The sequence below is a fragment of the Pseudaestuariivita rosea genome, from assembly GCF_017592335.1.
Classification (GTDB): domain Bacteria; phylum Pseudomonadota; class Alphaproteobacteria; order Rhodobacterales; family Rhodobacteraceae; genus Parasulfitobacter; species Parasulfitobacter rosea.
Genome location: NZ_JACNMP010000059.1, coordinates 1 through 10,085, shown reverse-complemented (window position 1 = coordinate 10,085; position 10,085 = coordinate 1). Strand labels below are relative to the sequence as shown.

Here is a 10,085-nt window from a genome sequence, read left to right as displayed (position 1 = left end):
GTCGCCGAGAGCTTCTTTCAGCTCCTCAAGCGGGAGAAGGTCAGACGCCGGAAATACCGGACGCGCGAGGAAGCCCGACGAGATGTCTTTGAATACATCGAGCTGTTCTACAACCCAAAGCGCAAGCACACGAAAAACGGCATGCTGTCGCCCGTTGACTTCGAGATCAGACCGCAGAAACTGAACCAGGCAGGTGTCTAGGAAACTAGGGGTACCTCAGACTGCTACGACCAGCTCGCGCAAGCGCAACCAATTGTTCCCTAAATCCCGCGGGGTACGGGTTCCTCGTTCTCGGCATGAAAGACACTCTCCTTCATCAGTGAAAAAGTGTCCATCAAACCGGGGGAACTCCAACTCCATACATCATCCTGCTAGCGAACGCCACTACATCTAAATACGCGTAATTAAATCAGCCCCACACACCAGATATTTGCAGCTTCGACATGGGCAATCGAGGTACAGCGAGGGGTAGGCTACATGTGCTCAAAGTCAGATTTCGCCGCGCGATGTGCCAACGGCGGCTTATGATACGGTCTTGTCCCCGACCGGATCAGACCGTGGATTGTTGGTCTACTCAAACTTTTCCAGGACGTCTGTAATGGCGTCCGCGGTAATCTTCAGACAGGTATCATCCGAAAACCTGTGATCCGCGCCTTTGACCAGCCGCAGGTGCATATCTGGCCCGTCGGCGTGGTTCAGCAGGCGCAGGGCTGTTTCGACTGAGACATCCTGGTCTGCAGTGCCCTGAAGGAAGCGGACAGGTATGTTCAGCTTTAGCGGGCTGCGTAGCACCAGATTATCGCGGCCTTCCTCAATCAGGCGTTTGGTGATGATATAGGGGTCACCGTATTCTGACGGCACCGCAACTTGCCCTGCAGCCATCAGTTCAGACCGTTGCGCGTCGTCGAATTCGGTCCAGAAGCCGTCTTCGGTGAAATCCGGTGCCGCCGCAATCGTGACCAGAGCTGCGATCTTGTCCGGTATGCGTTTGCACATCAGCAGCGATATCCAGCCCCCCATTGATGACCCGACCAACACCTGCGGACCATCTGTCAATGCGGTGATTATTGCAGCCGCGTCATTGGCCCAGTCCCCGATGGCACCGTCCTCAAACCGTTCAGACGATTGCCCATGACCTGAATAATCAAACCGCAGAAACGCCCTGCCCTGCGCACGTGCCCAGACATCCAGATACTGGGCTTTTGATCCCTGCATATCCGACTTGAACCCGCCAAGAAACACAATGCCAGGGCCAGCGCCGCTGACCTGATAATAGGCCAGTCTGCGACCCTGGCACGTTTCGAAAAAAGAGGGGTTAGACATGAATTACAGATACTTACCCATTTCAACCGCTGTATCGATCATGCGGCAGGAAAAGCCCCATTCGTTGTCATACCAGCTTAGAACACGGCAGAATGTATCATCCATCACCTTGGTCTGATCAGTTGCAAAGATCGATGAATGCGGGTCGTGGTTGAAATCCATCGACACCAGCTTGTCATCAGTCACACCCAAGACGCCTTTCATCGGCCCTGCCGCGGCCTGGTGCATGGCTGCGTTGATTTCTTCGATTGTCGTCGCCCGTTCAGCCTCAAACGTCAGATCAACGACGGATACATTGGGGGTGGGCACGCGGATCGCTACACCGTCCAGGTGCCCGTCCAACTCGGGCAAGACCATCGCCACAGCTTTGGCCGCCCCGGTCGAGGTCGGGATCATCGACATGGCCGCGGCCCTTGCGCGATAAAGATCCTTGTGCATCGTGTCCAATGTCGGCTGGTCGCCGGTATAGCTGTGAACCGTTGTCATCAGCCCGCGTTTCAGGCCCACGCTGTCATTCAGCACCTTCGCCACCGGCGCCAGGCAGTTTGTGGTGCAGGACGCGTTCGATACGATCAGATCATCGGCGGTCAGCACATCATGGTTCACGCCATAAACGACGGTCTTGTCAGCACCTTTGCCTGGGGCCGAAATCAGAACACGCGACGCGCCGTTTTCAAGGTGCACGGCCGCTTTTTCACGCGCCGTGAAAATGCCGGTGCATTCCAAAACGATGTCCACGTCGCCCCAGGGCAGTTCCGCCGGATTGCGCATGGCCGTCACCTCAATCGGACCACGACCCACATCAATGGAACTATCGGTCGTCGTCACCTGCCCTGGAAAACGACCGTGGACACTGTCATAGCGCAGCAAATGCGCGTTTGTTTCGACCGGGCCCAGATCATTAATCGCCACAACTTCGATATCAGTTCGGTTCTGTTCGATCACGGCCCGCAGGACGTTCCGACCAATCCGACCAAACCCGTTGATAGCCACTTTCACCGCCATAGCGCACCCCCTTTGCGTGATGTTCTGTGCGATTGCACGTTACCGCTAACAAGGGGTGAAATGACGCAAAGGTCAACCCCCAGGCGGCGTCTGCCTTTGGAACATGCCACCGGTTTTAGTCAAAATTGTTCAGTTCTAGGAAACAGAGAGCAGGACTAACGGGTTAATTCAAGCTCTGTTGACGACGAAATGGGCAATTTTGGCGAAACCCCTGCGGGGCGCGGCGCATTTTGTCTCTGACTGCGCCGATTTGCCCTTCCGATGCACCACATCGCTGCAGTCAAATCGACTTTTCAGCGACAAAATGTGTCTCGCGCCGGTGGTATGTTCCAAAGGCAGACGCCGCCTAGCGCCAAAAGGCGATGTAATCCACAAAATCGATAAATTTGCGCGCCAGAAAAACCGTATTCGCCGCGTCAAACACAACGTAATCAATAGCAAAAAAGCCCAAGACCATAAGCCCCAGGCCAAGCGCGATCTTGTTCGTCATTAAGGCCATGCCTTTGGCAAATCAGTGCAAGAGCCGCCCCATCGCACCGGCCACATCGGCCATACGGCAGGAAAAGCCCCATTCATTGTCATACCATGCCAGAACACGAACGGTTCTGCCACCGACAACTTTGGTTTGATCCGGGGCGAAGATCGAGGAATGGGTGGTATGGTTGAAATCGATAGATACCTTCGGGTCGGGGTCATAGGCCAGAACAGCGCCCATATGACCCGCGGCGGCTTCGGCGACGACCTGGTTCACGTCTTCAACTGTCACGTCTTTGCTGGCCTCAAATGTCAGATCGACTGCGCTGACATTGGGCGTCGGCACGCGCATGGCGGTCCCGTCAAGCTTGCCGGCCAGTTCCGGCAGCACTTCCCCTATCGCCTTGGCGGCCCCTGTGGATGTCGGGATCATAGCCATGGCCGCTGCACGGGCGCGATAAAGATCCTTGTGACGCCGGTCCAGCGTGGGTTGGTCACCGGTGTAGCTGTGGATGGTGGTCATGATACCCCGTTCGATACCGATGGCCTGATGCAGCACTTTGGCCAAGGGGGCCAGACAGTTCGTCGTGCAGGACCCGTTGGAAATCATCCGCTCATCCGCCAGTAAATCGCGGTGGTTCACCCCATAGACAACCGTCCGATCAACGTTTTTCGCGGGGGCTGAGATCAGCACTTTTTTCGCACCGCGTTCAAGATGCACTGCGGATGTCTCACCATCATTGAATTTGCCGGTGCATTCCAGAACGACATCGACACCGCCCCAGTCCAGCTCGGTCGGGTCATAGGTTGAAAACACCTCCATCGGGCCGCGCCCAAGATCCATCGTATTGCCGTCGACGCGGACCTCATCGGGGAAACGGCCGTGGATGCTATCATAGCGCAACAGGTGTGCGTTGGTCTCAATAGGCCCCGTGGCGTTGATCTTGACGACCTGAACATCGTTGCGCGCGCTTTCGGCGATATGGGCCAATGTGCAGCGTCCGATCCGGCCAAATCCGTTGATACCCACGGTCACTGTCATGTCACGCTCCTGCTTCGCCATTTGATGTGTGTCATAACTGGCATACAGATCTGTGCAAAGGGAAAAAGGCTTATCTGACAATGTGTTAGCGTTAACCGGAATGGTCTTGCCGATGGTATCGCTAACTGTGGGCGCTAACACAATCACAGGTGTTGTGCATCTGCATAAATTTTAGAAAGAACGGCATCATAGGCCCCGAACCAAATCCAGGGCCACCGAAGTTTCAAAGCAGGTCTTTAACCTTTTCAGCCACGGCGTCGGCGGTGACTCCGAACTGTCTATAAAGCTCATCCGCCGGGGCCGAGGCACCAAAGCTGTCCATACCGACAAAGCCCGCCTTGGCCTCGCGCCCGCGTTCGCCAAGCAGCCATTGGTCCCAGCCCTGACGCACGGCCGCTTCGACCGCCACACGCACGGGGCCCGCAGGCAGCACGCGTTTGCGATAGCTTTCTGGTTGTTCGGCGAACAGCTCAAAGCAAGGCATCGACACAACGCGCGTTCCGATCCCTTCGGCCTGCAAAAGATCACGCGCGGCCAGCGCGATTTCAACCTCGGACCCACTGGCCAGCAGGATCGCGCGGCGTTTGCCCTCGGCCTCGGCCAGAACATAGGCGCCCTGAGCGGTCAGGTTTTTCATTTTGTGTTCGGTCCGCACGGTTGGCAGGCCCTGACGGGTCAGCGATAGAACCGACGGCGTTTTTGTTGATGTCAGCGCCAGTTCCCAGGCCTCGGCCGTTTCAATCGTGTCGGCGGGGCGGAAGACATGCATATTCGGCGTCGCGCGCAGCATGGCAAGATGTTCAACTGGCTGGTGCGTCGGGCCGTCTTCGCCAAGGCCGATGCTATCGTGGGTCATCACATAAACCGTCGGGATCTGCATCAGCGCCGACAAGCGCATCGCGGGGCGGGCATAGTCTGTAAAGCACATGAACGTGCCGCCATAGGGGCGCACACCACCGTGCAGCACCATACCGTTCATCGTCGCGGCCATACCGTGTTCGCGGATGCCATAGTAGACGTAACGCCCCTTACGATCCTCGGGGCTGAATACCCCCAGATCGCCGGTTTTCGTATTGTTCGACCCCGTCAGATCGGCTGAGCCACCAATGGTTTCCGGCATGATCGGATTGACAACCTCTAGCACCATTTCCGACGACTTCCGGGTGGCCACCTTGGGTGCAGTGTCGCTGACCTGCTTTTTCAGCGCGCGGATGACGGACGTCAGCTTTTTCGGCGCTTCAAGGTCGAACATGCGCGCGAATTCTTTCTGCTTGCTGTCTGACAGAGTGGCCAGACGATCTTCCCAGTCCTTACGCGCCGCGGCACCCCGGCTGCCGATGGTTTCCCAAGCCGATTTGATATCACCCGGCACCTCAAACGGACCGGTGGTCCAGCCATAAAGCGCCTTGGCGTCGGAAATCAGTTTCGGGTCGGTCAGCGCGCCGTGGCCTTTGGATGTATCCTGGGCCGAGGAGCCAAGGGCGATATGTGTTTTGCAGGCGATCATCGAGGGCGTCTTGGTCTTTTTCGCCGCCGCAATAGCCGCATCGATCTGATCAGGATCATGCCCATCGATTTCCTTCACATCCCAGCCCGAGGCCTTGAAACGCGCCACCTGGTCGGTACGGTCCGCCAGATCGACCGTGCCATCGATGGTGATGTTGTTGTTGTCCCAGAAGACAATCAGTTTGGATAATTCATGCCGACCGGCCAGGCTGATCGCCTCTTGGCTGACGCCCTCCATCAGGCACCCGTCACCGGCGATAACATAGGTATAGTGATCAACCACCTTTTTGCCAAACCGCGCGCGCAATACCTCTTCGGCCATGGCAAAGCCCACCGAATTGGCAATCCCCTGCCCCAATGGCCCTGTTGTCGTCTCGATCCCTTTGGCGTGGCCATATTCGGGATGTCCCGCAGTGATTGCCCCCCACTGACGAAACGCCTTGATCTGATCCAGCGTCATGTCCTGATAGCCGGTCAGATACAGCAGACTGTACAGCAACATAGACCCGTGGCCCGCCGACAGAATAAACCGATCCCGGTCGGCCCAATCAGGATGGCTGGCATCAAATTTCAGATGTTTTTCAAACAGAACCGTCGCCACATCGGCCATCCCCATGGGCATGCCCGAGTGCCCCGAATTGGCCGCATGAACTGCATCCAGCGTCAATGCGCGGATCGCGCAGGCCTTGTTCCAGTGGTCGGGGTTTGCGGTCCGCAGCTTGGCAATATCCACGAGTTTGGTTCCTTTGTGATCAGCAGGGTTTCGCGCGGGTGTAGCAGTGTTGCCGCGAAGATCAAGACATGGTGAAGATCCCATGTTAAGAACTACGCCTAAGCCTTTGGAACCAATAGCGGACATTTGAACAGCGCTCTGATAAAAAGGTAAAAATCAAAAAAGAGGCGATTCGCAGTATTATGCGTCACACGCCCCACAAAACAGATAAAAGACCAGAACAGGGGGTCTGACATGAGCGAGATTGAAGAGCTGCAGGGCCGCATTACGGCCGCCTTAGCCCGGATTGATCAAGGGCTGGATCGTATGACAGCGCCCGTGGGCCAGAGCAATGCGGAACTGGAAAAGTCGTTGGCAGATGAAAAAGCTGCAAACGCAAAGCTGACCGAAGAACTGAAGTTGCTGCGCAAGGCTATGGCCAAGCTGGAAAGTCAGGCTGATGCAGCACAGCCCCCGTCGAATGCCGTATTCGAGATCGAGCTTAGAAAACTGACCGAGGTCAACGCCGTTCTGCGCAAGAACAATGAGGCCTTGCGCAAGGCCAACAGTCCTGATGCCGAACTGGTTCACGCGTCACTTCACAATGAACTCAAAGCCCTACGCGCGGCCCGCGCCGCAGATCGCGCAGAACTGGACGCCGTTCTTGCGCAACTGAAAACCATGATCGAGGAGAGCGCATGATGGCTCAGTTGGAAATCAGCATCGGTGGTCGCACTTTTGAAGTGGCCTGTCAGGACGGGGAAGAGCACTTCCTGCAAAGCGCCGCCAAGATGCTGGACGATCAGGCCTCGGTACTGGTGGGTCAACTTGGTCGCCTGACCGAATCGCGAATGTTATTGATGGCTGGTCTGATGTTGGCCGATAAAACGGCAGCTCTGGATGAAAAAGTCGCTAAGCTGGAACAACAGATGATCGAATTGCAAAACCGCCCTGCCCCAAAGCGTCAGGAAGTCGCCGTCGTGCCATCATCCGTAACCGAAACGCTGGCTGAACTGGCGGCCAGGGCCGAGGCATTGGCGGACAAACTGAATGAGACCGTGAAAGCGATCTAGCCATTTGCTTTTCTTGAAATCGACTTACCTGTGCCAGGTCTGAGTTTCCCGAAGGACCGATCAATGCGCCTTGTTGTTGTATTAGCCGCCATTATGGCCCCGTCCATCGCCCTTGCCGCGGGCGGCATGGACCCGACCCCGCCCAAACCAACTGAGACCACGCAGCAATGTCAGAACGGGACGGTCTGGGATGAAAAGTCAGGCAGTTGCGTGGCCCCGCAGGAAAGCAGTCTGGATGATGACACGCTTTACGGCGCGGCGCGCGAATTTGCCTATGCCGGGCAATATGAAAACGCGCAACGGGCCTTGCGCGCCATGTCGGATCAAACCGAAGATCGCGTCTTGACCTATTTGGGCTTTACCAGCCGTAAGATGGGGAATGTGCAGGCTGGCATGACTTATTACGCTGCCGCTTTGGAAAAGAACCCCGATAACCATCTGGCGCGATCCTATATGGGGCAGGCCTATGTGCAGGCCGGTCAACTTGATCTGGCCCGCGCCCAACTGACTGAAATCCGCGCACGCGGCGGGCGCGGCACCTGGGCTGAAGTATCGCTGCGTCTGGCTTTAGAAAGTGGCCGCGGCTACGCATATTAATCGAAGTTGTTAAGGGTCCGTTCATCACCTGCTGGTTAAACAGTCGCACGTGATGGAGGACCCCTATGACCATAGCTTTGCCCATGGCATCGCTGCAAGACGACGCCACGCCTGTCAAACCGCGCGCCAGATTATCGCTGACACGCAAACAGAAGGCTGCGATCGTCGTGCGCGTTCTTCTTGGCGATGGTGCCGATCTGAAATTATCCGACATGCCCGAAGATCTGCAGGCGCAACTTACGTTGCAGATGGGCTCCATGACCCATATCGACCACGACACTCTTGCCGCCGTTGTTTCTGAGTTTTCGGAAGAGCTTGAAGCTATCGGTCTTTCCTTTACCGGTGGCGTTGCAGGGGCCCTGTCACTGCTGGATGGTAAAATCAGTCCGAAAGCGGTCGCCAAATTGCGCAAGGATGCAGGCGTGCGACCGGGCGATCCCTGGGCGCGGATTTCGGGATTGGGCGACGACCGATTGCTGCCTGTTCTGGAAAACGAAAGCGTCGAAGTCGCCGCCGTGGTGTTGTCAAAACTCGATGTGACAAAGGCCGCAACACTTTTGGGCAAACTTCCCGGTGAACGCGCCCGCCGCATAACCTATGCCGTATCGATGACACGGGCTGTCACACCTGATGCGGTTGAACGCATTGGCCATTCCCTGGCTGAACAGATTGACGCACAGCCCGACCTGGCCTTCAGTGATGGTCCGGTCGAACGGGTCGGCGCAATTTTGAATTATTCAGCTTCCGCCACACGCGAAGATGTGCTGCAGGGCCTTGATGAAACCGACGCCAGTTTCGCTGAACAGGTGCGCAAGGCCATCTTTACCTTCGCCAATATCCCCGAACGGATCGACCCGCGCGATGTGCCGAAGATTGTCAAGAACATCAACCCGGCACAGCTGACATGTGCGCTGGCCGGCGCCATGCAAATGCAACAGGCCGAAGCGGTCGAATTCATTCTGTCCAACATGTCCAAACGTATGGCTGAACAACTGCGGGAGGAGATGAAAGAACTCGGGCAGGTAAAAACCGTTGACGCCGAAGACGCGATGACCGCAATCGTGACGAGCATCCGTGAAATGGAACAAAACGCAGAAATCCTGCTGATCGTCGATGATGATGAAGACTGATCAGGGTCGAATGAAGTTGACCCCCGGCATCGACATCAATCGTTCGACATCAAGATCATAAAGATGCGTCAGTTTTTCCACATATTGGGTGGTCCAGCCGGGCACATCAAGCTCCTCCTCCATCGCGTCGGGGATCAGATGGTTTTCAAGATAGTCAACCTTGATATCCATCATCGTTTCGCCATCCATATCCTGGGTCTTTTGCAAATGATCCTTCAGGGCTGCCACGCCATCTTCGGTCATAATATCCGCCAGAATATCCAGGCCACCATGAAGCGGCTGAGTTTCCGGCAATCCCGTGATCTCATGTAACAGCCTGTCCCAGATCAGCGGCGTATCTTCATTGCACCAGACCGTCAGATCGACATGCGGCGCGACTTCGATGATCCGCGCACACAGACTGGACCACCGCAGTGACGCCGGATTGAACCCCTGTAAATATTCCTCAAGCCCCCTGCCCTCGGTCCGCTGCCAGACTGCGGGTATAAACGTGGCGGGGTTGCGAATGGACAGGAATATCTCGATCTCGTCCTGAAAAAATATCCGCTGAAATCCGTCAATCTTGCTTTCAAGTAAATTATACAACCGCCCCCGTTCAAAGATACGCGGCACCACACAGATGAAATTTTCGTTCGACAGGATCAGCCGGTTTACATCACCCTGATCAGGTACGATCATGCTCAGCAACTCGCCCCGCAGATGCGGCCCCGGCGCCCCCCCCATAACCCCCTGCAACGCCTCGCGGATAGGCTTACGATAGCTACGCGCGCCCGGCGCCAGTATTTTTTCCTGTTTCAACAGCGTCTTGTTCTTCAGAATACTGCGCAACAACCGATCTTCATCCGTACAGTGAACACCAATGTGATACACAATCTGCATTTACCGCTCTTTCCTATGGTTCATCACGTCCCGAACACACCGAGCTTTCGCAAAAAAAACAGCAAATGACCAGAGACGCAGCGGCACGCCAAAAAACCGCTTAAGGGGCTTGCGCAAACCCAACCATCGTTTTATGAGACGCGCTGTGCCCCTATAGCTCAGCTGGTAGAGCAACTGATTTGTAATCAGTAGGTCCGCGGTTCGAGTCCGTGTGGGGGCACCATTTCACATTTTTCTTTCAACTCTCTCAAAAACCTAAAGATTACAGAGGTTTGCGGAGTTCGAAACCCGTTTTCCTTGCTGTAGGCCAATGGTGCTTTAAATGCGGTTCTAAGTACCGTTTT

Annotated in this window: 11 protein-coding genes and 1 tRNA gene; 6 read left to right on the top strand and 6 right to left on the bottom strand. The window is 55.9% G+C overall.

What is annotated here, in order from left to right:
• A partial coding sequence (locus H7848_RS19170; protein WP_208354543.1) for an IS3 family transposase occupies positions 1 to 201 on the top strand: 201 nt, incomplete at its 5' end.
• Positions 202 to 570: 369 nt separating this feature from the next.
• Here H7848_RS19170 and H7848_RS19165 read toward each other — a convergent pair.
• From H7848_RS19165 to tkt, 5 genes are all read right to left on the bottom strand, one after another.
• Positions 571 to 1,323 carry an alpha/beta fold hydrolase gene (locus H7848_RS19165; protein WP_208354542.1) on the bottom strand — a complete coding sequence of 251 codons (753 nt, stop codon included), beginning with the start codon at positions 1,321 to 1,323 and terminating at the stop codon, positions 571 to 573.
• Between the two features lie 3 nt (positions 1,324 to 1,326).
• Positions 1,327 to 2,328 carry a type I glyceraldehyde-3-phosphate dehydrogenase gene (gap, locus tag H7848_RS19160; protein ID WP_208354541.1) on the bottom strand — a complete coding sequence of 334 codons (1,002 nt, stop codon included), beginning with the start codon at positions 2,326 to 2,328 and terminating at the stop codon, positions 1,327 to 1,329.
• Between the two features lie 346 nt (positions 2,329 to 2,674).
• Positions 2,675 to 2,818 carry a hypothetical protein gene (locus H7848_RS19155; RefSeq protein ID WP_208354540.1) on the bottom strand — a complete coding sequence of 48 codons (144 nt, stop codon included), beginning with the start codon at positions 2,816 to 2,818 and terminating at the stop codon, positions 2,675 to 2,677.
• A gap of 21 nt (positions 2,819 to 2,839) precedes the next feature.
• Positions 2,840 to 3,844, bottom strand: coding sequence for a type I glyceraldehyde-3-phosphate dehydrogenase (gene gap / locus H7848_RS19150; protein WP_208354539.1), 1,005 nt, complete (start codon positions 3,842 to 3,844; stop codon positions 2,840 to 2,842).
• Between the two features lie 223 nt (positions 3,845 to 4,067).
• Positions 4,068 to 6,083, bottom strand: a complete 2,016-nt coding sequence (tkt, locus tag H7848_RS19145; RefSeq protein ID WP_208354532.1) for a transketolase — start codon at positions 6,081 to 6,083, stop codon at positions 4,068 to 4,070.
• A 234-nt stretch (positions 6,084 to 6,317) separates the two neighbouring features.
• Here tkt and H7848_RS19140 point away from each other — a divergent pair, with 234 nt between their 5' ends.
• The 4 genes from H7848_RS19140 (at position 6,318) to H7848_RS19125 (ending at position 8,862) form a co-directional block, all read left to right on the top strand.
• Entirely contained in the window at positions 6,318 to 6,764 is a 447-nt protein-coding gene (locus tag H7848_RS19140) for a hypothetical protein (protein WP_208354530.1), read from the top strand.
• On the top strand, positions 6,764 to 7,135 hold the full coding sequence (locus tag H7848_RS19135; RefSeq protein ID WP_208354544.1) for a cell division protein ZapA: 372 nt from the start codon (positions 6,764 to 6,766) through the stop codon (positions 7,133 to 7,135). Before H7848_RS19140 ends, H7848_RS19135 begins: the two co-directional genes overlap by 1 nt.
• 63 nt (positions 7,136 to 7,198) lie before the next feature.
• The gene (locus H7848_RS19130; RefSeq protein WP_208354527.1) at positions 7,199 to 7,732 is read left to right on the top strand and encodes a tetratricopeptide repeat protein; all 534 of its coding nucleotides are present in this window, start codon (positions 7,199 to 7,201) and stop codon (positions 7,730 to 7,732) included.
• Between the two features lie 65 nt (positions 7,733 to 7,797).
• The gene (locus H7848_RS19125) at positions 7,798 to 8,862 is read left to right on the top strand and encodes a flagellar motor switch protein FliG (protein ID WP_208354525.1); all 1,065 of its coding nucleotides are present in this window, start codon (positions 7,798 to 7,800) and stop codon (positions 8,860 to 8,862) included.
• Here the strand turns inward: H7848_RS19125 and H7848_RS19120 are convergent, their stop codons facing one another.
• The gene (locus tag H7848_RS19120) at positions 8,863 to 9,741 is read right to left on the bottom strand and encodes a hypothetical protein (RefSeq protein WP_208354524.1); all 879 of its coding nucleotides are present in this window, start codon (positions 9,739 to 9,741) and stop codon (positions 8,863 to 8,865) included.
• Positions 9,742 to 9,888: 147 nt separating this feature from the next.
• Here H7848_RS19120 and H7848_RS19115 point away from each other — a divergent pair.
• A tRNA-Thr gene (locus H7848_RS19115) sits at positions 9,889 to 9,964 on the top strand.
• Positions 9,965 to 10,085: the final 121 nt, after the last annotated feature.

Bases quoted from the DNA above. Each gene is read 5' to 3' on its own strand.
- gap (WP_208354541.1), bottom strand. From the start codon at position 2,328: ATGGCGGTGAAAGTGGCTATCAACGGGTTTGGTCGGATTGGTCGGAAC.
- H7848_RS19165 (WP_208354542.1), bottom strand. From the start codon at position 1,323: ATGTCTAACCCCTCTTTTTTCGAAACGTGCCAGGGTCGCAGACTGGCC.
- H7848_RS19130 (WP_208354527.1), top strand. From the start codon at position 7,199: ATGCGCCTTGTTGTTGTATTAGCCGCCATTATGGCCCCGTCCATCGCC.
- H7848_RS19140 (WP_208354530.1), top strand. From the start codon at position 6,318: ATGAGCGAGATTGAAGAGCTGCAGGGCCGCATTACGGCCGCCTTAGCC.
- H7848_RS19155 (WP_208354540.1), bottom strand. From the start codon at position 2,818: ATGACGAACAAGATCGCGCTTGGCCTGGGGCTTATGGTCTTGGGCTTT.
- gap (WP_208354539.1), bottom strand. From the start codon at position 3,844: ATGACAGTGACCGTGGGTATCAACGGATTTGGCCGGATCGGACGCTGC.
- H7848_RS19135 (WP_208354544.1), top strand. From the start codon at position 6,764: ATGGCTCAGTTGGAAATCAGCATCGGTGGTCGCACTTTTGAAGTGGCC.
- H7848_RS19120 (WP_208354524.1), bottom strand. From the start codon at position 9,741: ATGCAGATTGTGTATCACATTGGTGTTCACTGTACGGATGAAGATCGG.
- H7848_RS19125 (WP_208354525.1), top strand. From the start codon at position 7,798: ATGACCATAGCTTTGCCCATGGCATCGCTGCAAGACGACGCCACGCCT.